This is a genomic window from Reinekea marina, assembly GCF_030409715.1.
In the GTDB taxonomy this organism is placed as follows: domain Bacteria; phylum Pseudomonadota; class Gammaproteobacteria; order Pseudomonadales; family Natronospirillaceae; genus Reinekea; species Reinekea marina.
In genome coordinates this window covers 293,098-315,081 of the sequence record NZ_JAUFQI010000001.1, presented here as the reverse complement: position 1 = coordinate 315,081, position 21,984 = coordinate 293,098, and the positions used below count along the sequence as shown (strand labels likewise).

At 45.0% G+C, this 21,984-nt stretch carries 23 protein-coding genes; 11 read left to right on the top strand and 12 right to left on the bottom strand.

The genetic code is table 11. From position 1 onward, the window contains the following. Positions 1–9 precede the first annotated feature (9 nt). Positions 10–219 (bottom strand): hypothetical protein, encoded by a 210-nt coding sequence (locus QWZ13_RS01725; RefSeq protein ID WP_290280238.1) that lies wholly within the window; start codon positions 217–219, stop codon positions 10–12. Positions 220–228: 9 nt separating this feature from the next. Beyond that, entirely contained in the window at positions 229–447 is a 219-nt protein-coding gene (locus QWZ13_RS01720) for a hypothetical protein (RefSeq protein WP_216000824.1), read from the bottom strand. Positions 448–650: 203 nt separating this feature from the next. Here QWZ13_RS01720 and QWZ13_RS01715 point away from each other — a divergent pair, with 203 nt between their 5' ends. Further along, on the top strand, positions 651–1,970 hold the full coding sequence (locus QWZ13_RS01715) for a DEAD/DEAH box helicase (RefSeq protein ID WP_290283242.1): 1,320 nt from the start codon (positions 651–653) through the stop codon (positions 1,968–1,970). On the opposite strand, the gene QWZ13_RS01710 is transcribed toward QWZ13_RS01715, so the two are convergent. Then, complete coding sequence (locus QWZ13_RS01710) at positions 1,957–2,085, bottom strand: hypothetical protein (RefSeq protein ID WP_290280236.1); 129 nt, start codon at positions 2,083–2,085, stop codon at positions 1,957–1,959. The genes QWZ13_RS01715 and QWZ13_RS01710 overlap by 14 nt on opposite strands. A 10-nt stretch (positions 2,086–2,095) precedes the next feature. Continuing rightward, positions 2,096–3,685 carry an ABC-F family ATPase gene (locus QWZ13_RS01705; protein ID WP_290280234.1) on the bottom strand — a complete coding sequence of 530 codons (1,590 nt, stop codon included), beginning with the start codon at positions 3,683–3,685 and terminating at the stop codon, positions 2,096–2,098. Here QWZ13_RS01705 and QWZ13_RS01700 point away from each other — a divergent pair. Next, entirely contained in the window at positions 3,669–3,857 is a 189-nt protein-coding gene (locus QWZ13_RS01700) for a hypothetical protein (protein ID WP_290280232.1), read from the top strand. The genes QWZ13_RS01705 and QWZ13_RS01700 overlap by 17 nt on opposite strands. Here the strand turns inward: QWZ13_RS01700 and QWZ13_RS01695 are convergent. The 4 genes from QWZ13_RS01695 to ulaR are packed head-to-tail and all read right to left on the bottom strand — an operon-like array spanning position 3,810 to position 6,133. Continuing rightward, positions 3,810–4,481, bottom strand: a complete 672-nt coding sequence (locus QWZ13_RS01695) for a class I SAM-dependent methyltransferase (RefSeq protein WP_290280230.1) — start codon at positions 4,479–4,481, stop codon at positions 3,810–3,812. The genes QWZ13_RS01700 and QWZ13_RS01695 overlap by 48 nt on opposite strands. 6 nt (positions 4,482–4,487) lie before the next feature. Then, positions 4,488–5,276 carry a substrate-binding periplasmic protein gene (locus QWZ13_RS01690; RefSeq protein ID WP_216000820.1) on the bottom strand — a complete coding sequence of 263 codons (789 nt, stop codon included), beginning with the start codon at positions 5,274–5,276 and terminating at the stop codon, positions 4,488–4,490. Beyond that, on the bottom strand, positions 5,210–5,362 hold the full coding sequence (locus QWZ13_RS01685; protein ID WP_290280228.1) for a hypothetical protein: 153 nt from the start codon (positions 5,360–5,362) through the stop codon (positions 5,210–5,212). The genes QWZ13_RS01690 and QWZ13_RS01685 overlap by 67 nt, the downstream gene beginning before the upstream one ends. 3 nt (positions 5,363–5,365) lie before the next feature. Then, entirely contained in the window at positions 5,366–6,133 is a 768-nt protein-coding gene (gene ulaR, locus QWZ13_RS01680; protein WP_290280226.1) for an HTH-type transcriptional regulator UlaR, read from the bottom strand. Positions 6,134–6,366: 233 nt separating this feature from the next. On the opposite strand from ulaR, the gene QWZ13_RS01675 reads away from it, so the two are divergent. The 5 genes from QWZ13_RS01675 (at position 6,367) to pfkB (ending at position 13,684) form a co-directional block, all read left to right on the top strand. Continuing rightward, positions 6,367–6,843, top strand: a complete 477-nt coding sequence (locus tag QWZ13_RS01675; RefSeq protein ID WP_216000818.1) for a PTS sugar transporter subunit IIA — start codon at positions 6,367–6,369, stop codon at positions 6,841–6,843. 27 nt (positions 6,844–6,870) lie between these two features. Then, on the top strand, positions 6,871–8,253 hold the full coding sequence (locus QWZ13_RS01670; RefSeq protein WP_216000817.1) for a PTS mannitol transporter subunit IIBC: 1,383 nt from the start codon (positions 6,871–6,873) through the stop codon (positions 8,251–8,253). A 146-nt stretch (positions 8,254–8,399) separates the two neighbouring features. Beyond that, positions 8,400–10,994, top strand: a complete 2,595-nt coding sequence (gene ptsP, locus QWZ13_RS01665) for a phosphoenolpyruvate--protein phosphotransferase (protein WP_290280224.1) — start codon at positions 8,400–8,402, stop codon at positions 10,992–10,994. A gap of 27 nt (positions 10,995–11,021) precedes the next feature. After that, positions 11,022–12,761 carry an alcohol dehydrogenase catalytic domain-containing protein gene (locus tag QWZ13_RS01660; RefSeq protein WP_290280221.1) on the top strand — a complete coding sequence of 580 codons (1,740 nt, stop codon included), beginning with the start codon at positions 11,022–11,024 and terminating at the stop codon, positions 12,759–12,761. Continuing rightward, positions 12,761–13,684, top strand: a complete 924-nt coding sequence (pfkB, locus tag QWZ13_RS01655; RefSeq protein ID WP_290280220.1) for a 1-phosphofructokinase — start codon at positions 12,761–12,763, stop codon at positions 13,682–13,684. The genes QWZ13_RS01660 and pfkB overlap by 1 nt, the downstream gene beginning before the upstream one ends. A gap of 57 nt (positions 13,685–13,741) precedes the next feature. Here the strand turns inward: pfkB and QWZ13_RS01650 are convergent, their stop codons facing one another. Further along, positions 13,742–14,854: a Gfo/Idh/MocA family protein gene (locus QWZ13_RS01650; protein ID WP_290280217.1), complete on the bottom strand. Its 1,113-nt coding sequence runs from the start codon at positions 14,852–14,854 to the stop codon at positions 13,742–13,744. A 52-nt stretch (positions 14,855–14,906) separates the two neighbouring features. Next, positions 14,907–15,677 (bottom strand): GntR family transcriptional regulator, encoded by a 771-nt coding sequence (locus QWZ13_RS01645; RefSeq protein ID WP_290280215.1) that lies wholly within the window; start codon positions 15,675–15,677, stop codon positions 14,907–14,909. A 278-nt stretch (positions 15,678–15,955) separates the two neighbouring features. On the opposite strand from QWZ13_RS01645, the gene QWZ13_RS01640 reads away from it, so the two are divergent. From QWZ13_RS01640 to QWZ13_RS01630, 3 genes are all read left to right on the top strand, one after another. Next, positions 15,956–16,525 (top strand): TRAP transporter small permease, encoded by a 570-nt coding sequence (locus QWZ13_RS01640; RefSeq protein ID WP_290280214.1) that lies wholly within the window; start codon positions 15,956–15,958, stop codon positions 16,523–16,525. 3 nt (positions 16,526–16,528) lie between these two features. Then, positions 16,529–17,815: a TRAP transporter large permease gene (locus QWZ13_RS01635; RefSeq protein WP_216000811.1), complete on the top strand. Its 1,287-nt coding sequence runs from the start codon at positions 16,529–16,531 to the stop codon at positions 17,813–17,815. 101 nt (positions 17,816–17,916) lie between these two features. Continuing rightward, positions 17,917–18,993 carry a TRAP transporter substrate-binding protein gene (locus QWZ13_RS01630; RefSeq protein ID WP_216000810.1) on the top strand — a complete coding sequence of 359 codons (1,077 nt, stop codon included), beginning with the start codon at positions 17,917–17,919 and terminating at the stop codon, positions 18,991–18,993. 62 nt (positions 18,994–19,055) lie between these two features. Here the strand turns inward: QWZ13_RS01630 and QWZ13_RS01625 are convergent, their stop codons facing one another. Beyond that, on the bottom strand, positions 19,056–19,556 hold the full coding sequence (locus QWZ13_RS01625) for a tetratricopeptide repeat protein (RefSeq protein ID WP_290280212.1): 501 nt from the start codon (positions 19,554–19,556) through the stop codon (positions 19,056–19,058). A gap of 48 nt (positions 19,557–19,604) precedes the next feature. On the opposite strand from QWZ13_RS01625, the gene QWZ13_RS01620 reads away from it, so the two are divergent. Continuing rightward, on the top strand, positions 19,605–20,927 hold the full coding sequence (locus QWZ13_RS01620) for a cytochrome-c peroxidase (RefSeq protein ID WP_290280211.1): 1,323 nt from the start codon (positions 19,605–19,607) through the stop codon (positions 20,925–20,927). A gap of 17 nt (positions 20,928–20,944) precedes the next feature. On the opposite strand, the gene QWZ13_RS01615 is transcribed toward QWZ13_RS01620, so the two are convergent. Continuing rightward, the gene (locus QWZ13_RS01615) at positions 20,945–21,928 is read right to left on the bottom strand and encodes a YeiH family protein (RefSeq protein WP_290280210.1); all 984 of its coding nucleotides are present in this window, start codon (positions 21,926–21,928) and stop codon (positions 20,945–20,947) included. Between the last annotated feature and the right edge of the window lie 56 nt (positions 21,929–21,984).

Here is a 21,984-nt window from a genome sequence, read left to right as displayed (position 1 = left end):
ATAAAAAACTTACAGAGAATCGATCTTCTCTTTAAGTTGTGACTTTTGATCGGTCACAATGCGCTCTAACGTAATAATGCGTTGCTCCAACTCTCTAAAGCGAGACTCTGTGTCTTCGGTAGAAGTTGAATCGTTGTCTTTGGTTTCTAAATGCTTTTTGACGACATCACCAATGATGCCCAATGCAACAATGGCAAGAATAAAAACAAAAATATCCATATCGGTTCCTTACAGTGCGTCAATCTTATCTTTAAGTGAGGTTTTAGTGTCTGTTGCAATACGTTCTAAGGTTTGGATGCGGTCTTCGAGCTCAGATACCTTCTGCTTCAAGGCATTTTCTATGTCTGATGGCTCCTGTTCACGCATTTTCACCACTTGTTTCATGATCATGGTTGCGCCGATAACCAGCGCCAACACGATGCCAAAGACCATTTGGAAAACATTCATATCTTTCTCCTTCCTTGTTCTTTTTATTCGTTTGGCAGCCAGTTTAAACCGATACTGGGAAAAGTGAACGGTGAAAAGTCATAAAATACGCTCATAAATAGCACAAATGTCACAAGCGAGTGTGCAGAGTAAATGCTATACTGTGTAAATTCTCACCTCGCGCCCTTCTGTGCGCATTTGCAAAAGTTGAACCGATCCTATTTATGAATTTTTCTGAATTAAAGTTATCTCCGAAGATAGAAACCGCTGTGGCTGAGCAAGGCTACACCACACCTACGCCCATTCAGGCGCAAGCCATTCCTGCTGTATTGCAAGGCCGCGACATACTGGCCGCTGCCCAAACGGGTACCGGTAAAACCGCTGGCTTTACTCTGCCGATGTTGCAGTTGCTTTCAGAGAAGGCATTGGCCAGTGGCCAACATTTAAAGAGCAATCAAGTACGTGCTTTAGTACTTACGCCCACGCGCGAGCTCGCCGCTCAAGTTGAAGAAAGTGTGAATCAATACGGTAAGCACTTACCTATTCGCTCTACCGTTGTGTTTGGCGGTGTTAAAATTAATCCGCAAATGATGAAGTTACGTGGGGGCGTCGATATTTTGGTTGCCACTCCAGGGCGATTGATGGACTTATTTCAACAACGAGCGGTTAAGTTTGATCAGTTAGAAATATTGGTGTTAGATGAAGCCGACCGGATGCTCGATATGGGCTTTATTCATGACATTCGTCGCATTTTAAAACTACTACCTTCCAAGCGACAAAATTTAATGTTTTCGGCGACATTTTCTGATGATATCCGAAGTTTAGCAAAAACCATTGTGCATGACCCGATCGAAATTTCGGTAACTCCTAAAAATGCCGCGGCTAAATCCGTTAAGCAAAGTGTTGTACCGTGTGAAAAAGCACAGAAAACTAACCTGTTGATAGATTTAGTAAAAACGCGCGATTGGCACCAGGTATTGGTGTTTTCACGTACAAAACATGGCGCTAACCGAATTGCCACCAAGTTACTGGCTAAGGGGATTTCCGCTGCTGCGATTCATGGCAATAAAAGCCAAGGCGCACGAACAAAAGCCCTTGCTCAGTTTAAGTCAGGTGAAGTACAGGTGCTCGTGGCGACCGATATCGCCGCACGTGGGATCGATATTGATCAGCTGCCCTATGTGGTTAACTTTGATCTTCCGAATGTCTCTGAAGATTATGTGCATCGCATTGGTCGTACCGGCAGAGCAGGTGCGGAAGGTGAAGCGGTTTCTTTTGTGACCAATGATGAGTTTCCACTGCTGGTCGATGTTGAAAGCTTCATTGGTAAAATACTAGATCGTGTTGAAGTGAAGGGATATAACACAACCAGCCCATTGCCAGAATCTCGGTTACGCCCGGCTAAGGCTAAAAAGCCTAAGAAACCGAAAAAGCCAAAAACACAGCATGCCGATGGACAGCGCTCAGGTGAGAACAGACGCGGCCATCAACCGAATGGCGCGGCTAAACCAGTCAAAAAACCAAGGCGATCTAATCCTCAATAGTCGCACTGACGAGCCTAGTCAGCGGTCGTAATCTGTTTAACTTGGCCGTGTTAGGGCCTTGACTAGATTGGCACCCAAAAAAAAGGCCGTTGTAAAACGGCCCATAGATTCCCAAAAAAATTGAATTAGCTTATTGCTTGGCTTTTTAGGTAATCATCGTATGTGCCGTGGAAGTCTACAATGCCGTTGGACGTTAACTCGATAATTCGAGTGGCTAGGCTTGAAACAAACTCACGGTCGTGGCTGACAAACAATAAGGTACCCGCGTAGTTTTCTAATGCTAGGTTCAATGACTCGATCGATTCCATATCTAAGTGGTTAGTGGGTTCATCCATTACCATGATATTTGGGCGTTGCAGCATCATGCGACCAAAGATCATACGACCCTGTTCACCACCTGAAATGACCGAGGCTTTTTTCGAAATATCGTTGTTCGAAAATAGTAAGCGACCAAGGGTACCGCGAATAACCTGCTCATCATCGCCCTCTTTTCCGTACCGAGACATCCAATCATATAGGTTGGTGTCTGTTTTGAAATCATCGGCGTGATCTTGCGCGTAATAAGCTATGTTGGCGTTGTCTGACCATTTAATGGTGCCGCCATCGTTTTCGATGTCTTGAACTAGGCACTTCATCAAAGTGGATTTACCAATGCCGTTCGGGCCAATCACGGCAATGCGCTCGCCGACTTCAATTTTAAGGTTTAAGTTTTCGAACAGGGTTTCTTCGTACTTCTTGGTTAAACCTTCAACTTCTAACGCTAATCGATGCAGCTTTTGTTCCTGCTCAAAACGTATAAACGGGTTTTGACGGCTAGAAGGCTTCACTTCGGCCAATTCAATTTTATCAATGCGCTTCGCACGTGAAGTGGCTTGCTTAGACTTAGATGCGTTGGCAGAGAAGCGGCTAACAAAGGATTTTAAATCAGCTATTTCTTTTTTCTTCTTTGCGTTGTCATTGAGTAAACGCTCACGGGCTTGTGTCGATGCGGTCATATACTCGTCGTAGTTGCCTGGGTAAAGGCGCAGCTCACCGTAGTCTAGGTCGGCCATGTGTGTACACACACTGTTTAAGAAGTGACGGTCATGCGAAATGATAATCATGGTGCAATTACGTTCGTTTAAGATGCCCTCTAACCAACGAATGGTGTTAATGTCGAGGTTGTTGGTTGGTTCGTCTAATAACAATATTTCAGGATCAGAGAACAGAGCTTGCGCCAGTAATACACGGAGCTTCCAACCCGGTGCGACTTCACTCATCGGGCCATAATGTTGCTCACTAGGAATACCGACGCCTAATAACAATTCGCCGGCGCGTGCTTCGGCAGAATACCCGTCCATTTCAGCAAATTCGCCTTCAAGATCACCGGCGCGAATACCATCGGCTTCGGTCATTTCGGCTTTTGCGTAAATTGCGTCTTTTTCAGATTTTACCGCCCAAAGCTCTGTATGGCCCATGATGACGGTATCGATTACGCTGTATTCTTCGAAAGCAAACTGGTCTTGCTTTAACTTACCTAAACGCTCGTTGGGTTCTTTTGAAACGTTGCCCGAGCTAGGCTCAAGGTCACCGCCCAAAATTTTCATGAAAGTCGATTTACCGCAGCCGTTTGCGCCGATTAGGCCGTAGCGGTTACCTTCTCCAAATTTTACAGAGACGTTTTCAAATAGCGGCTTTGCGCCGAATTGCATGGTGATATTGGCAGTGGTTAGCAAGGTATTGTATCCAGATGTCGTAGTGTCAAAAGGGTGTTCAGTAGCGAGCCGAATTCTAAAGGCGCAGATGCTAATGATAAAGACACTCAGAGTCCACGATCTTTTGTGCTTTTTTGATGGTTATTTAATCAGGCTTGGTTATAAGAACGATATCGCGATCATAGAATGTTAGTGCTTGAGCGCTTAAATAGCTTGCCAACCAAGTAAAGCTTTCTTCGTGGAAAAAGCACACATGCGTAGGGTCGTTCTTATACTGCCATTGTTTAAATCGCTCTAAGCTGATAACTCTTTGAGTCATGATGGCTAACACACCGCCAGGCTTCAGTATTCGCCATAGTTGATCAATCACTTGCTTGGGGTTGTGTAAATGTTCAATCACTTCTGTCAGAGTAATTGCGTCATAGGTTTGTTCCAGTGTTTCTGGCGAATGATGATAAAACACATCGTAAAGCGATACCGAATAACCCCGTTCTTTAAATTGTTCGGCCAGTGCCGGTGCTGGGCCACAACCAAAATCTAACAACGATTTATCGGTGCCGATGAGGTTCACAATGGGAGGCACGATGCGGCTTAAAAACCGATGATAACCAGAGTCTTCTAGGCTGTTTTCATGCAAATCATATTCTTGCTTTTCTTGCTCAGGGCTGAGCCGTTGCTCAGGATCGGCCAAAACTAAATGGCAAAGAGTACACTGTACGTAGCGGCGTTTTTTATCTTGATGATAAAAGGTTGTATTGTGCCGGCACAGTGGGCAGCGAATACCTAATAAACTTGAGGGCATGTTAACAGAGCTCAAATACAGCTATTCTGCCAACTTTGGTGAAACGTAGCTATCAAAGATTGCTTGATAACTGCCGTCTTCTAAAATCTCAAAGAAGGCGTGATCAAACTTCTCGACCCAAGGCTTTAAATGGTCTTTTTTTGCAAAGGTAAGAAACGCCGCTGTAGATCGAATGGGTGGCTTCAATGGCTCAATATCATTGTAGCCCAGCTGTTTTGCCTGGTAAGCACCCACGACTTGATTGGTAAGCACGGCATTTACGCGTTCAGCATTTAACATTTTAAAGGCTTGGGAATCTTCACGAACACGATACTCGCTGATCAACTCTTCTTTTACAGCCGCTTCAAATTCAGGTGTGGTTTGAAAGCCTTGGTTCACGGCCACTTGAAAGCCTTTAATATCTTCCATGGAGTCAAAAGGACGAAGTTGATCGGCATTCACAAATAAAGTGTAACTAGTAATGTGCAGTGGAACGTTAGTGAAATGCATATAAGTTAAACGTTCATCGGTTCGAAAATAGGCAAACGCACAATCGTGAATACCTTGTTTTATATCACGTTCTAAGCGTACCCAAGGTTTAAGTTCGATGGAGATATCAAGATTCAGTCGCCGACCAATTTCGCGAACGGCATCGGAGTCGATACCAACAACCTTCCCGTCACGCTCAAATACGTAGGGTTCATAAGTGGTGCTGTAACAAGTTAACGTTTGAGGCTCTTTTGAAAAAACAAACGATGCCAAAGCTACGTTTGCAAGAAGAGTGGCCAAATAACCGCGGGTGAAATATTGAACATTACTGTAATGAGCCATTGCACGAATACCTTTTCAATGCCTGATGACAGTAAAGTAGAGGTTCGATGATTTCTCAAATGTTCAAAGTGGCAATAACATAGCAAGTACTACACTAAAATTACCGCAACATGGTGACGTTTGAGCAAATCTAATATTGTCGGGTCGGCTCCTCGGCCGGTGATCACCATGTCGAGTTCATCGAGTCCAAACAATGACATGCCGCCGAAAACACCGATCTTGTCGGAATCGACTAAGGCGATAACTTTATCGGCGTAAGCCAACATTTTCTTTTCTTCCATAAAAGCTAAGAGCGCAGACTTTGTTAGGCCGCCATCGGTTAGTCCATCTCCAGATACAAATAAGTAGCGACCTTGATAGGACATGTTTTTCTCAGCCGACACCAATAAGTTTTGGCTTTTAATGTATTGTCCACCAAGCACGACAAGGTGTGGAAAGTCTTCGGTAATCAGGTAGGTAATGAGCGGCAAATAGTTGGTGTATACGTGAATGTTTTCATTTAACAAATATTTGCCCATTAAAAAGGTGGTTTGGCCTTCACCTATAAAAATATTGTCCTTGTCTTGGCAAATATGAACGGCGGCCTTAGCAATGCGCTCACTTTCACTGAAATCTGAATAATCAGATATGTTCGGGTATAGCTTACTGATACCAGAAGATTTTGATTCTCTTGGTGAAAGAATTTTCTCTGCGCCATTTCGAATCTTTTTAATAAGCCCTTGGCGGTCTAACTCTGTTATGTCTCGTCGAACGGTTGCCGGTGAAGTTTCCAGCTCTTCGACTAAATCAGATACCGTGGCAACGGTATGTTCCTGAACATATTCAACCAGTTTTCTATGACGACTTCGTGATGACAAAGGGCAGCTCGCTTTAAAAATGAGACCAGAAATTTGATTATAGTTGAGCCTAAGCGCTTTAAATAGTCACTTTTTAGGTTGATTGGTGATTACTGTTGATTAGTTTTGATTATTTGATCATAAGCAAATTTGTGATCAATTTTGTGGTCATCTGGGTGCTCACTAAGGGTTGCTGCTTTTTTGACCTCTTCGAGCTTAGCTCTATACTGATTTTCGTCGAATGAGGAAACAATATGAATAATACACTCATCACACCAGAAACCGTGTTACTTAATTTAGAAAGTGATTCTAAGCAAGATGCGATTCACCGATTATGTGGCCACATGTTTCTGAACAAACTTACGTCTAATCCGTCTGAACTTTACGATGACATTATTGCGCGGGAAAACATTGTTAGCACTTTTGCCGGTTGCCAAACAGCGATTCCACACGCCATATCCAATCATGTTGATCAGCCGGTGCTATGTTTTGCTCGTTTAGGTGATCAAATGATCACGTGGGACGGTGATGATGAAGAAGTTTTATTCGTGTTGTTGCTTTGCGCGCCAGCAACAGATGATCTAAAACAGCTGCGTAAAAGTCAGTCTTATGTTTTTTCATCAGTCGCACAGTTGATCAGTCAACCCGACGTTCTCGAACGTTGGGCTAATGCCGATCAGCCTCAAACCATACTGACCGATCTGCAGAACGCGTTCGCGGATCATAAGTAAAAACAATAATTAATCGGGGGCATTGTAATGTCTGTAAACAATATGAAAGTCGGCGTCCAATCGTTTGGGCGATTCTTAAGTGGCATGGTGATGCCAAATATCGGAGCCTTCATTGCATGGGGTTTAATCACTGCGCTATTCATTCCAACCGGATGGATTCCTAATGAAAATCTAGCGGCCCTGGTGGGTCCGATGATCTTAAATATGCTGCCACTGCTTATTGGTTACACCGGTGGTAAATTAGTTGCAGGTGAGCGCGGTGCCGTAGCCGGAGCGGTAACGACGATGGGTGTCATTGTCGGTACAGATATTCCAATGTTCCTTGGCGCGATGATTGCCGGTCCAATGGGCGGCTATCTCATTAAAAAGTTTGATGAACAAGTGCACGGGAAAATCAAACCCGGCTTTGAAATGCTGGTTAATAACTTTTCGCTTGGCATCATTGCCATGATAGCGGCCATTATTGCTTATCTTGTGGTCGGTCCGGTTGTATCGGCCATCACCACGGCGTTAGGCAATGGTGTCGGTTGGATCGTAGATCACCACCTTTTGCCGTTGGTTTCTATCATCGTAGAACCGGCTAAAATTTTATTCTTAAACAATGCCATTAACCACGGTGTGTTTACGCCATTAGGCGCTGATCAAGCTGCGACCGCCGGTGGTTCAATATTCTACCTCATCGAAACTAACCCTGGCCCTGGTTTAGGTGTATTGCTTGCATACATGCTTGTAGGCAAAGGTGCCGCTCAAAAATCAGCGTATGGCGCTAGTATCATTCATTTCTTTGGTGGCATTCACGAAATTTACTTCCCTTACATTTTAATGAAGCCAAAGCTTATCTTTGCGGTCATTGCCGGTGGTATGGCAGGCGTTGCATTTAACATGATTACAGGAAACATGTTAGTTGGACCTCCTTCGCCAGGCTCTGTTTTTGCATTAGCGATTATGTCGACTAAAGGTTTCGGTGTTGTACTAACCCTAACGTCAATTGCAATAGCGGCCGGTGTTTCTTTCTTCGTGGCTGCGTTACTTATTCGCAAAGATGAAGAAGTAGATGAAAGTGCGTTAGCGTCTGCTCAAGCGCAAGTGAGTTCAGCGAAGGCTGAATCTAAAGGTTTAGGTCAAGGCGTAACGGCGGCTTCTGTTAGCCGAATTGTGGTTGCCTGTGATGCTGGCATGGGCTCTTCAGCCATGGGTGCAACCGTGTTGCGTGAAAAAATCAAAGAAAAAGGCTTGAATATCGAAGTGACGAACCTAGCCATCAATGATTTAGACCACGCAGACATTGTGATTACGCAAGCGGAATTAACCGCTCGAGCGCAAGGTAAATTACCGAATGCACAGCATTTAAGCATCGACAACTTCATGGACAGCTCGTTTTATGACGATCTGGTTGCGAAGCTAGTCTAAGTCTTTTTTGGGGCATGGCTGTACCCTTACGGTCAGTGCCCCCGTTTTCTAAGGAGTTATTAGGCGGTCTATTCAGCCCTATATTTGTAACGGTTTTAGGCTAGATAGACAGTTTAATAAATTCACAACAACGTTGGGGAATTATCATGGCACTTTTTGGACTGCTAAATAAAAAAACACCGGTTGAACCAACCAAAAATGAAACAACGGAAAGCAAAGCGCAAGAGCAGGCCATTCAAGTTCATGCCGAAGATGTGGTTGTTTCATGTAACGCGACAAGCAAGGAATTAGTACTGGCGTTGATAGCCGAAAAAATGCAACAGCGCGGTTATGTATCTGGCAACTATTTAGACGCATTAATCGGGCGCGAAGAAAAAGTAAGTACCTATTTAATCAATGGTGTCGCCATCCCTCACGGCACCGAAACGGCGAAAAAGCAGGTTGAAAAAACAGGCCTCGTTGTTGTCCAAATTCCTGCTGGCGTTAAGTGGAATGAAAAAGGCGAAGTGGTCCATTTTGCGGTTGGTATCGCGGCTAAAGGGCAAGACCATTTAGCCTTACTTCAGCAGTTGACCAAAGTGGTTATGGATAAAGAGCTGGCGACGATTCTGGGTAGCCATGCAACGGCCAAGCTTATCGTCGATACCTTAAATAAAAACGAAACAAGCTCTGATGCTTCAGCGGTGACCGATTTAGCCCATGCGACCTCTGTTGAAGTGGTTGATGAGGCTGGGATGCACGCACGTCCAGCCAGCCTCTTATCAGAGATGGCCAGTGCGTTTAAAGAAACTCAAATTCAAATTCGTAACGGTGGTAACAAAGCCAGTGCAAAATCTATGGCTGAGTTGCTCACCATGGGCGCGGTTTTAGGCGATACATTAGTTGTATCTGCACAAGGAGAACAAGCCCAACAAGCCGTAAACAAAATCTCTGACGCTATTAAGCAGGGCTTAGACGGTGACGCCGACGAATGTGAAAACGCAACGTATCAAGCCACGTCATCGGTAGCGGCCCTGAAAGATCCTAAAGCGGATCATATCGCTAAAGGCTCATCCGCCAGCAGTGGTATTGCCTTAGCGCCTGCCTTTGTTTTGGTTGGCGAAGAACAAATGAGTATTGAAAAAGACGCACGTGATGCACGCGCCGAACAGCATCGCCTCAACACAGCCTTAGAAGCCGGGCAAGACCAGTTGGCCGTGGTTGAAGAAAGTTTGTTATCTAGCGCACCACAAGAGTCGGCTATCTTTAAAGCTCAGCGCCAGTTACTCCAAGATGAATCAATTTTAAATGATGCTCAACAGCACATTATTCAGGGGCGAACGGCTGCCTGGGCATGGAAAGAAGCGGTTCAAAAACAAATTGAAGCACTTGAGCAAATTAAAGATGAGCGTTTAGCGGCTCGAGTAGCGGATATGTCGGATGTGTCCGATCGTATTGTGAATATATTGCTAAATCATTCCGCTGATATTCGATTCCCCGAACATGACTTTATCTTATTGGCAAAAGAGCTGACGCCTTCACAAACGGTTCAGCTAAAAAATGCCCCCATAAAAGCTATATGTACCGAGCAAGGTGGACCAAACAGCCATATGGCTATTTTAGCCCGCGCACTAGGGTTGCCGGCCATTGTTGGTATTGGCGAGCCGCTCACTCAGTCTGTCTCGCAAAATACACCCGTGATTGTTGATGCTCAATCGTCAATGTTTGTGGTTAATCCAGATGAGCAGACATCAAAGCAGGCGGAACAACTCATTGACCAATGGCGTTTGGTTGTAGAAGCTCAAGATAAAGTAAAACACGAAACACCGATTACCCTTGACGGTCATCAAATGGAGGTGGTGTGTAATATCGCAAGCCCAGATGATGCCGAAAGCGTGGTAGAACAAGGCGGTGAAGGGGTGGGCTTATTACGTACCGAGTTTTTATTTGAAGCTTCAGCTGTAGAGCCGACGGTTGAAGAACAGCAACAAGCGCTGCAAAAAATTATTGAGCACTTAGGTGCAAAACCGTTGGTGGTGCGAACCGCAGACATCGGCGGCGATAAACCCGTCTCCTGGATGGATATGCCTAAAGAAGAAAACCCATTCTTAGGTGTTCGTGGCATTCGATTATCGTTTAAACATGAAGGCATGTTTCGACGCCAGCTGGAAGCCATTTACCGTGCAGCTCAGTGGCAAGCCGATAAAGGCGAATCAACCGGACTGCACATTATGTTTCCGATGATTGCGAATATGGCTGAGTGGCGAAAAGCGCGCGATATTGCTGAGCAGGTCCGTGCGCAATTAGATGCTCCGGTATTACCGCTGGGCATCATGATTGAAGTACCTTCCGCCGTGATTTGTGCGGACCATTTTGCGAAAGAGGTCGATTTTTTCTCAATCGGTTCCAACGACTTAACTCAATACACTTTGGCGATGGACCGTTTACACCCTGAACTCCCGAGTGAATTGGATAATTATCACCCTGCGTTACTTCGGTTAATTAAAATGACCGTTGATGCCGCGAACAAACATAACAAGTGGGTCGGCGTGTGTGGAAACATGGCCGCTGACCCTCATCTAGCTTGCTTGTTAACAGGGTTGGGCGTCACTGAATTGTCGATCAGCCCCGCCAACGTAGCAGCGGTTAAACACCTCATTCGTTCCATGAATTACCAAAGCTTGAAAGAAAAAGCAGAGCAAGCGTTGGCGCTGGACGACCCTTCACAAATTAAAGCGTTATTCGAGACCTCATCGGAATAACTAACGAACATTATTTAGGAGCTTAATATGTCCACATATAAAGACTACAAATCATTAGTAAACCCGATTCCAGAGGTCACTTTGGCTTGGAACCTCTACGGCGAAGGCGTTTCTAATATTGGCAAAAACGACCAAGCCGAAGCCTTCCCGGTGGAAGAGCCTGGCGATAATGAATTGCTGGTGCGCATCGATGCCGTAGGGTTGTGCTTTTCTGACGTGAAAGTGATCAATCAAGGCAGCGCTCACCCGAAACTGTATAACCGAGACCTCAGTGTGGAACCTACTCGTTTAGGGCATGAAGCAACGGTTACGATTGTTAAAGCGGGCAAAAATTTAGCAGCAGACTATAAAACGGGTGAACGCTATGCCGTGCAACCGGATATTTACCAAAACGGCAAGAGCACAGCTTATGGCTACACAGTTCCGGGCGGTTTAACTCAATATCAAATCATTGGGCCTGAAGTGCTTGAAACAGATACCGGCGCATGTTTGCTGAGGGTTTCAGATCAAATGGGTTTTGCAGAGTCGGCGTTGCTCGAACCATGGGGTTGTGTCTGGGCTTCATACACTCAGCGTCGCCGTTTAGAGCCAAAACAAGATGGCATCATGTGGATTGTGGGCGAGCCTGGTGACAACGGCGAATATCAATTCACTAAAGGGTTAGATGCTCCCAAAACGATCGTCTTAACCAACGTACCGCAAAGCATTGCTCAGTTAGTGAATGCTCTTAGTGGTACAGACGTTGTAGTCCGGGATGATGTCGATTTCAATAATGTAAAGGCACTATCAGATGAACTGACGCAAGGTGTTGGCTTTGATGACATTGTGCTTATTCAGACGACTTCAGCGAAAAAAGTAACTGAAGTGGCAAAGCATATCGCTCGTCGAGGCACTATGACCTTAGCAGCAAACAGGCCTTTAGACGGTTTAGTCGACGCCGATGTAGGTCGTTTGCACTATGATTATATAGCGTTCTTCGGAACACAAGAAAGTGATATTTCGACCGCCTATGGCGAAGCCAGAAATCGCTGCGATTTAAGCAACGAAGGTTCAGCCGTATTTGTAGGCGCAGGTGGCCCCATGGGCCAAATGCACGTTCAGCGCGCAATAGAAAAAGAAAATGGACCTAAACTAGTTGTTGTAACCGATATTAATGATCAGCGCTTGACTGAAATTGAATCTCGCTTTGCGCCACTAACGAAAGCTAACGGCTGTACCTTGCTTACTTACAACCCTGTGGGTAATGACACCAGCTTGCATGATTTTGTAATGCAGCATACCGATCAAAAGGGTGCTGATGATGTTGTCGTGTGTGTACCAAATGGTGGCATCATGGCCGATTCAGCAACCTTCATGAATGAAAATGGTATGTTGGTATTGTTCGCGGGGGTTCCTAATGGCACCTTAGCGCCGGTCGACCTGAGCAATGTCTATCTGAACAATGCACAATTTACGGGTACTTCTGGTTTAACCATTGATGATCAAACCGTTGTGATGGATAACGCCGTAGCCGGTAACATCGCTCCGGCGGTTTGTGTTGCCGCGATAGGCGGAATGAAAGTGGCCCGTGATGGCATTGAAGCCATGATCGCCAGCGAATATCCTGGCAAAATTTTGATATTTCCTCAGCTATTAGATTTACCGCTAATGGGCCTTGATGAACTTGCTGAAAAACTACCAAACGTTGCAAAGGCGCTCGCGCCAGGAAACATCTGGACAGTTGCAGCCGAAGAAGCCTTATTCGCTGAGTTTCTAGAGGTGAAATAATGATATATACGCTCACGTTAAACCCAGCCGTAGACATTGAGTATCAGGTTAAATCGTTCGATTTAAACAGTGTCACCCGTGCGTCTTCGTGCCGCATGGATGCGGGTGGGAAAGGCTTTAATGTCTCGCGTATGTTGGCTCAATTAGACATGGTCAGCACCGCGGTTGGGTTTATTGGTGGGCACTCGGGTGCGCGTTTGGAAGCGGCGTTAAAACGACAAAAAATAGAAACGAACTTTTGCGATATAACAGGTGAGTCTCGAACCAATGTCAGCTTTGTTCGTGAAGGCAGTTCTGATCATTATAAAGTGAATGATCCTGGTCCAGAAATTTCCGCATTTGAAGTGGCCAGTCTTTATGAAAAAGTGAGCCGACTAGCGCTACCGGGTGATTGGTGGATATTAGCGGGCAGTGTGCCGCCAGGCGTACCTTTAACTGTGTATGCAGAATTAATACGCCTGTTAAAGCAAAAAGGCGCACAAGTTTTTCTAGACAGCAGTGGCGAGGCGTTTAAATTAGCCTGCAGTGCACAACCAACTTTAATCAAGCCTAACTTAGAAGAAGCCGAAGAGCTTCTTGGGTTATCAAAAGGGCATGGGCTTAGTTTAAAAGAAATCAGCCAAAAACTGATTCAGCTAGGACCAGAAAAGGTGGTCATTTCATTAGGTAAAGACGGCGCTTGCTGCTTTGATGGTTCGTCTTTAAATATTGTTAAATCGCCAAATATTGTTGAAAAGAACCCTGTCGGCGCGGGTGATTCATTGGTTGCTGGCATGGTCTGGGGCTTATTCCAAGGCGACGCATTACCCATAGCGCTTAAAAAAGGGATCGCCTGCGGAGCGGCAACAGCCAGCATCGAAGGCACTGGCTTAGGAACGCTCGAACAGGTTCAACAATTAATGGCGAGAGTAGACGTTCAATAATGGCTTGCCCAATACGGCTAAACGCTGTTGGGCAAGTACAAGTATTCGGGTTTTTTCTTAGCTGAATTGAAGCCCGTTGTTTGAAATCCGCATGGCTTGGCCTGTTTTAATGGATTCCTGCGCTGCTAAGCCTAATACGACGGCTTTCAGTCCATCCTCTACAGTTACTTCAACATCTGCGCCTTCCGTTATGGCGTTATAAAAGCCTAAATGCTGATAGTAAGTAGAACCATTGTGATCACCTGCGGCTAGCAAATTGGGGTCTACAGGAATCGGTGTTTCTATTGGACCGGTCGGATTTCGTGGGCTAACAATGAGTTTCGGCAAAGGAGCCGGCCCTAAATTGGTGTTCCAAAAACGGCCAGGACCTGGCACTTTGGCTTCTATTTTTGCCTTTTCACCAACTACACAAAGCTCTTCTTGGTATTCTGATCCTTCGGCAAACATACTGAGTTCTAGTAGCGCTCTCTGACCATTGGCGAAATCAACAATAACAAAAGCATTGTCTAGAATATCGGGCTGCTTACCATCGTATCGTTCTTCAATATGGTTAACGTCCTGCCCGCCCGAGGCGAAAACTCGAACAGCTTCACTGTTGGCTTGTAAGCGCATTAAATCAAAGAAGTGACAACATTTTTCAACCAAAGTGCCGCCAGTATTCTCGTTAAATCGATTCCAATCATTAACTTTTTCTAAAAATGGGAAGCGATGCTCGCGAATACTGAATTGTTTAGTGTGGCCGTGGGTTTGTTTTTTAATTTCTGTTAGCAAGGCTGCGACAGGTGGCATGTAGCGATATTCCATAGCAACCCAAACCGGTGCCGGGTGTGCGGCGGCAGCTTGCTTTATTTTTTCGATATCTTCAGTACGTGTGACCAGTGGCTTCTCTACCAGAATAGGCAGATCGGATTTTTGGAAGATCTCCAACAACTGTTCCGCGTGCATGAAATTGGGGCTGGCGATTAGCAAAGCATCCAGGTCTTTTCGTTTAAGAAGGGAATTTATTGTCGATTCAAACTCTACCGTTGGCAGTAGCGTTTTAATAGATAATTGCATGTGAGTATCGGGCTCGACAATGGCATGGATTGCCGCGTCTGGCAGCAACAGAATATTGCGAATGTGTTCTTGGCCCATCATTCCGCAGCCAATGATTCCATATCTTAGGGTCATAGAGATTCCTGCTAGTTGTTATTATTAAAATGAGTGCTAACAGAAAATGTGCTTAGGCCATCCGCGATACATAATGACAAACGTCAGGATCAAACCAAGTGCGAGAATACTCTTCTACCGAGTCTTGGCTAGACCAACTAATTCTCTCGATCCACCCTAAGGGCGCGCCCGATTCTTTATTAAGAATGTCAGCCGACCAAGGTGTGCAAAAATCGAGTCGAATACGATCCTCAACATGACTGATCCAAAAGCCAAAATGTTCACGATAATGGCGATACAGCGATTCATCTAATTCTTCAGCCGTCAACTGTTTAGCGTGTGATCCACGAATCCACATCTCTTCGGCCGCGATGGGCGTTTCATTGAGAAATCGCTTTCGCTCTATGCGCCAAAACAGAGTGGAGCTAGAAACACCAAATACTCTGGCAACCTCAGAATTTTTTTCTTTTCTTACGGCTAAGGTTTTTGCATGCGGAGTACCGCCACCTTGCAACAGTTCAAGCCTAAACAGCTGATATGCAGCTTCTTTTGGCGGCTTTTTTACATAAGTGCCTGAGCCTTGCCTACGCTCTAACAACCCTTCGCTTTCGAGCAGAGTCAGTGCTTTTCGCAAAGTACCAACGGCTACTTTTAACTCAACGGCCAATTCTGCTTCTACCGGTAATCGCTCACCTTCACGCCAATGACCCGCTTTAATTTCACGAATCAATAAATCACTGACTTGAACGTATTTCGGGCGGTTTTTGCCAGATCGGGCCGCAAAATCATCAGACTTAGGGTGTTGATCGTCAGTCATCGCGCATGGAGCTCCACTAGATATCAAAAAGATCGCCAGCCTATCACATTTTCTAAATCAAATTATTTTTTGAAAAATTCATTCATTATTGATTTACATCAGTATCATACATTGCTAGGGTGTTCTAGCAAGCGAAATATGAATGAATAGTAAATGAAATGCTTTTCTGTTTATTTATTTTTATAGACTGATAAGCTTACCCTTAAGTTTTGAAATCGTTTTCAAAAAAGATAAAAGTGTTCGTGTTAAAAGCAAAACTACCATTTGCCACTAGAGCGAATGGAGAACAATAAAAACAATAATGGATGACCTATGAAGTACGTCAGTCGACGATGGAGGGCTTAATGAAAGCCATCAATCAGTTTGTTTCTCTGTTAGAAGGGTTAAACACCCTCATAATGCGCATCGGTGCTCAAGTGGCTTGGGTATGCGTGGCTTTAATGGTGATCACCATTTTAATGCAAGTAGTGTTGCGGTACGTCTTTAATAATGCGCTGCCTTGGCCAGAAGAAGTGGCGCGTGCCTTAATGATTTGGATGATGGCGTTAGTTGCTTCACAAGCCTACCGAAACCAAGCCTTTGTTGCGATCAACATGTTACCCGATGCCTTACCAGCCGCGCTGAGTCGCTGGCTTCAATTGATGCTTCTACTTATAGCCGGCGTCGTTCTCTATAAGTTGTTCTTTTTAGGTCTTGAGTTTTTTGATCGTGGCTTTCGAACCCGTGCAGCATCGTTCAAATTGCCGCGCGCTTGGATATACCTCGCGATGCCGGTGTGCTTTGGCACCATGCTGTTAGTCAATATCGAAATGGTGTTAAAAAATTTGCTGGGCATTAAACACGCGCCCACCCAAGTAACGATGTCTGGGGAATAGTCTATGTTAGTGCTTTTTTTACCTCTGTTTCTGATACTTATTTTAATTGGCTTACCGGTTTTTTTCGCTACATTATTCGCGCCAGGCTTAATGCTAATTCTGTCTGATATGTCGCGTGACATTCCTTTGCTCTTTCGCAATATTTATAACGGCATTGACTCATTCCCGTTAATGGCCATTCCGTTTTTTATGCTCGCTGGTGAAGTGATGAATCGAGGCGGTATTACTTTGCGCCTTGTTAACTTTTCGCAAGTGTTTATTGGCCATGTTAGAGGTGGCTTGGCGCACGTTAACATTATGTCCAGTATGCTGTTTGCAGGCCTGAGTGGTTCTGCAGTTGCGGATACGTCGGCGTTAGGATCCATGTTGATTCCTGCCATGGAAAAAAATGGCTACTCTCGGCGTTTTGCCGCCGCGATTACCGCGGCCAGTTCAGTAATAGGCCCCATCATTCCGCCTTCAGGCATTATGATTATTTACGCTTACACGATGGAAGTCTCTGTTGCAGCGTTGTTTGCCGCAGGCATAGTGCCCGGCATTTTAGTCGGCTTAGCGTTAATGGGTGTCACCGCTCTATTGGCTAAAAAGCACGATTTTCCAATTGCTGCCAAAAAAGCCACTTGGTCCGAACGTGGCTCCGCCACTAAGTTGGCTATTTTACCCTTACTGACACCCGTAATAATTTTAGGCGGAATTATATTTGGTGTCTTTACGCCAACAGAGGCTTCTGCCATTGCCGTTGGCTATGCACTGTTTCTAAGTATCTGGGTTTTAAAAACCGTAAAGCTTTCTGACTTACCGGCTATTTTCACAAAATCGGCCATGGCGTCTTCGGTGGTATTGCTCATCGTCGGCTCCGCCATTGCTTTTAAAACGGTAGTGAGCTTATCTCATGCCGCAGAAGATCTTGCAGGTTGGGTTTTGGCGATCAGCGATAATCCGTTGATTCTATTATTAGCCATCAATTTATTGCTGTTCGTTGTGGGAATGTTTTTAGACGCAGGACCAGCCATCATTATTCTAGGGCCAATATTAGCGCCCATCTTTATTCAATTGGGTATAGACCCTGTGCATTTTGCAATCATCATGAGTGTTAACTTAACCGTTGGCTTAGCAACGCCTCCCATGGGCTTGGTGTTGTTTGTGGCGTCGAGTGTCTCCGGTGAAAAGGTGGAATCCATTGCCAAGGCCATATTGCCGTTTTTAGCGGTTGAAATTGCAGTGATTTTTTTAATTACATTCTTCCCAGCGGTATCGATGACGATTCCTCGTTGGCTGGGGCTTGCGTAAGAGAATTAAAGCCTAATCGGGCATAGAGCTGATATCAGGTTTTAACGGTCGACCGGTTCCTTAAATCGGAAAATATAAACAATAATAATGAGGGTTACTCAATGACGGTAGAAACAAAACACTTCACAAAAAGAATCGTTGGCGGCCTTGCAGCTGCAGCGCTTACTTTTTCTATTGGCGTAGCGCAAGCTGCCGATTTTAAACTGCGTGCAGTAGCAAACTCTAACGAAAATGATGAAGACTACGATGGCTTAGTTGTGTTCAAAGATTTCGTAGAAGCTCACTCTAACGGCAAGATCAGTGTCGATCTATTTATTGGTACTCAACTATGTGCAAACGGTACGGAGTGTTTGCAAGCGCTAGAAGATGGCTCGGTTGATATTTATATTTCGACCAGTGGCGGTACCGCGAACATGTTCCCTTATGTTCAGGTACTCGACCTACCCTACTTATTGCGTGATGACCGCATTGCCGAAGCGGTTCTTTCTGGAGATTTCGTTCGTGAAATGCGCAAAGACATTTTGGCTGATTCGAATGACAGCATTCGTTTAATGACCATTGGTAATACTGGTGGCTGGCGCAACTTTGCTAATACCAAGCGTACGGTCAAATCGCCTGAAGATATGGAAGGCTTAAAAATTCGTACCGTAGTGGCCGACCTACCACAAGAATTAGTTAAAGCGTTAGGCGCTAGCCCTACACCAATCCCTTGGCCTGAGCTATATACCTCGTTCCAAACCGGTGTTGTTGAAGGTTCTAAAAACGGAATTACCGATATAATGGGAATGAAATTTCCTGAAGCCGGTCTTAAGTATGTAACCTTAGATGGTCACGCTTACATGTCTGCATTATGGTTCATGAATAATGAAGTATTTTTAGATATGCCTGAAGAACTACGTCGCGTTATGGTCGATGGTTTCAGTGCACTTCAGCAAGCGACGTTTGCCTCACCTAAGCGAAAGTCGATTCAAGCTTATCAAGATTTCGCCAAAGCTGGCGGGACGCTTTACGTACCAACGCCTGAAGAAAAAGCACAATTCAAACAAGCGGCAGCCCCTGTTTATACTTGGTTCAGTGAAAATGTGAAGTCGGGTAAGAAATATTACGAATTACTTGTATCTGAAGCGAGCAAAGCTGAAAAAGCCGTAGCTATGCAGTACGCGAAAGATTTAAATTAAGATAAAGCTGCGGCGATTCGAATTATGAATCGCCGCTTTTTTATAGTGAATCCATGGCGATACTAATCTTTAAATGGATACAAATGACCTCGATAATCTTCAATTAATTCTCGAGCCTTGCTGATTTGATTGGGTGTCATTTTCTTTACAACCTCCTCTATGCTGACCGCTGCATCAGGGTCACCACCAATTGCAGAAAGACCGTACCATAGATAAGCCCTTACTAAGTCAACTTCTGTGATACCTCGACCCACTTCATAGTACCAACCAATACCTGATTGCGCTCCAGGGTGGCCTTTCATAGCGGAACGTAAATACCATTCAAAAGCGCGAATATCATCTTTCTCAACTCCCAGGCCCATGGCATACATGACCCCGATTAACTCTTCAGCTTCGGCATTTCCAGCTTGCGCAAATGGCAGTAAAGTTTGATACGCCTTGGTAAATTGATCCGCTTCCATTAACTGTTTGGCGTGTTCTAAGTCGGCCTGAGTTGTGGTTGAAAAAGAGATCGTTAAGCCGATAATTATTGCGTTAAATAGTTTCATTGCTGTGTCATTCATTCATATTTGATACACTCAGCATATAACAACAATAAAAGAGATACGAGTGTGAATATACGGCATTGGCTGAGCACAATTGTGTTTTGTTTTTTGAATCAACTCGTGTTGGCACAAAGCCTTCCTAAGCCTTTAACGGACGATGCATTTCTTCCCGTGTCATTAGAGGCCGCGAAGCTTGGACAGCTTTTGTTCTACGATAAAATTCTCAGCGGAAATAAAAATATTGCCTGCGCGACTTGTCATCACCCCGACTTTGGCAGTTCCGATGGATTATCGTTAGGTATTGGCGAAGGCGGTGATGGCATTGGCGCAATGCGATCATTCGGTTCTGGACATTTAAAAGCTGAACGACGAGTGCCACGGAACGCGCCTGCATTATGGAATATTGGCGCGCGTGAATTTACTCACTTATTTCACGATGGGCGCGTCAGCCGAGATACCTTATTTGCTTCAGGCTTTAACTCCCCAGCCGAGGAGTTTTTGCCAATAGGCTTAACCGATTTGGTCGCCGTGCAAGCCATGTTTCCTTTAGCATCCGATGTTGAAATGGCGGGCGATAAAAATGAAAATGAAATGCCGGGCGCTGTTCGCCGCCGTATTGACTATGGTTGGCAAATAATGGTTCAGCGCATTGTGAGTTTTCCTGAGTATGTAGATCTGTTTATAGATGCCTTTGATGACGTTGAACAAAGTTCTGATATAACAATGGTGCATATTGCCAATGCCATCAGTGCGTTTGAACGGTTTGAATTTAGAGCCGATGAGAGTCCGTTTGATGACTACTTACGAGGCGATACCGCCGCGTTAAATGAAGAACAGAAAAAAGGAATGGCACTTTTTTATGGCTCAGCTAACTGCGCTATCTGCCACGCGGGTGCATTACAAACCGACCATGACTTTCATAACATCGCACTGCCTTTTTTAGGTCCTGGCCGGACTCGGCAGTTTGATTATAAAGCTCGCGATATGGGTCGAATAAATGAAACCGATTTAGCCGAAGATGCCTATAAGTTTAGAACACCAAGTTTGCGTAATGTTACTGAGACAGGGCCATACGGACATAACGGTGCTTATAATTCGCTAGCAGAAATTGTCATGCACCATACCGACCCAAAGACTTATTTTAAAAATTACCGATTAGATTTAGCCACATTGCCCAAAGCCGAACACATTCGACCTGATGATATTTTGTGGCACGATAAACAAGAACAACAGCGATTGTTCAGCACCGTGACAAACATCCCCGTTACAGTAAATCCATCTGACATGCCATTCATCATGGCTTTTTTAAAAGCCCTGACCGATAAAGAAAGTTTGCGAGGTCGTTTAGGTGTGCCCGAACGGGTACCCTCAGGGTTAAAAGTTGATTAGCAACGTCTTTGAAAGTGCTAGTACAGTACTTGGTGTATTAAGAAACCGCCGCCCAATAAAAGACCAAACAAGGTGGCTGAAAGTAATAACGGTTTAGTACCTGCTGCTTTAATCGCGCTGAATTTGGTCTGCAACCCAAGGGCCGTCATAGCCACGGTCAGTAGCAGCTGAGCGCTAACTTGAAAGGCGCTAACGATAAAGTCTGGCAAATTAAATAGGCTGTTAAATGCAACCATCGCAATAAAGCCAAACACAAACCACGGCCAAGGAAGGGCGTGAGCCGTATTCAATTGTTGGCCGCTGATGGTGCGTTGATAAAGCGAAGCAATAATAATCACGACAGGCGCAAGCATCATCACTCGCATTAGTTTTACCACGACAGCGTTATTCATTGCCTCAGAGTCTATGGCTTGGCCTGCAGCAACGGCTTGGGCTACCTCATGTACGGTACTTCCAATATATACTCCAAAGGCTTCACTGCTCAATTGGCTGAGGTGAAATATAAAGGGGTAGCAAAATAAGGCCAAAGTGCCAAACACCACAACGGTTGCAACCGCGACCGAAACATCACGTTGCTTGGCGTTTAAAACGGGTTCTGTAGCCAATATGGCCGCTGCGCCACATACCGCACTGCCTACCGAAATAAGAATGGTTTCTTCTCGATCCATGCCCAGAAAGCGCACGCCAAGAATATAGCCAACAGTCAGAACGGTACTGATAACAACCGCATCTAGTAAGGCGGCCTGCCAACCAACCGCCACTAATTGTGACCAAGTAAGGTGGCTTCCAAATAAAATAATACCTGCGCGTAACAGTTTCTTTTTACTGAACTCAAGAATGGTCGAACTGCGCTGAGTTAATGGCTTATTCGCCAGTAAATTGCCAACAATTATCCCTAGTACAATTGCCAGAGGCAGTGCGCCGATCCCATTTTGCTGTGCAAATTCTGTTTTTGCGACCATAAAGGCGATCAAACTGATGATTGGTAAAGCTAACCACATAAGGCATCACACTAGTATTTCAATAACACTAGACTAAATCAGTTATATAGATAAAA

What these genes read in the sequence shown, in the direction of transcription:
- QWZ13_RS01725 (WP_290280238.1), bottom strand. Translation starts at nt 219, where the DNA reads ATGGATATTTTTGTTTTTATTCTTGCCATTGTTGCATTGGGCATCATT.
- QWZ13_RS01675 (WP_216000818.1), top strand. Translation starts at nt 6,367, where the DNA reads ATGAATAATACACTCATCACACCAGAAACCGTGTTACTTAATTTAGAA.
- QWZ13_RS01615 (WP_290280210.1), bottom strand. Translation starts at nt 21,928, where the DNA reads ATGTGGTTAGCTTTACCAATCATCAGTTTGATCGCCTTTATGGTCGCA.
- QWZ13_RS01715 (WP_290283242.1), top strand. Translation starts at nt 651, where the DNA reads ATGAATTTTTCTGAATTAAAGTTATCTCCGAAGATAGAAACCGCTGTG.
- pfkB (WP_290280220.1), top strand. Translation starts at nt 12,761, where the DNA reads ATGATATATACGCTCACGTTAAACCCAGCCGTAGACATTGAGTATCAG.
- ptsP (WP_290280224.1), top strand. Translation starts at nt 8,400, where the DNA reads ATGGCACTTTTTGGACTGCTAAATAAAAAAACACCGGTTGAACCAACC.
- QWZ13_RS01640 (WP_290280214.1), top strand. Translation starts at nt 15,956, where the DNA reads ATGACCTATGAAGTACGTCAGTCGACGATGGAGGGCTTAATGAAAGCC.
- QWZ13_RS01660 (WP_290280221.1), top strand. Translation starts at nt 11,022, where the DNA reads ATGTCCACATATAAAGACTACAAATCATTAGTAAACCCGATTCCAGAG.
- QWZ13_RS01625 (WP_290280212.1), bottom strand. Translation starts at nt 19,556, where the DNA reads ATGAATGACACAGCAATGAAACTATTTAACGCAATAATTATCGGCTTA.
- QWZ13_RS01650 (WP_290280217.1), bottom strand. Translation starts at nt 14,854, where the DNA reads ATGACCCTAAGATATGGAATCATTGGCTGCGGAATGATGGGCCAAGAA.
- QWZ13_RS01720 (WP_216000824.1), bottom strand. Translation starts at nt 447, where the DNA reads ATGAATGTTTTCCAAATGGTCTTTGGCATCGTGTTGGCGCTGGTTATC.
- QWZ13_RS01635 (WP_216000811.1), top strand. Translation starts at nt 16,529, where the DNA reads ATGTTAGTGCTTTTTTTACCTCTGTTTCTGATACTTATTTTAATTGGC.
- QWZ13_RS01670 (WP_216000817.1), top strand. Translation starts at nt 6,871, where the DNA reads ATGTCTGTAAACAATATGAAAGTCGGCGTCCAATCGTTTGGGCGATTC.
- QWZ13_RS01630 (WP_216000810.1), top strand. Translation starts at nt 17,917, where the DNA reads ATGACGGTAGAAACAAAACACTTCACAAAAAGAATCGTTGGCGGCCTT.
- QWZ13_RS01690 (WP_216000820.1), bottom strand. Translation starts at nt 5,276, where the DNA reads ATGGCTCATTACAGTAATGTTCAATATTTCACCCGCGGTTATTTGGCC.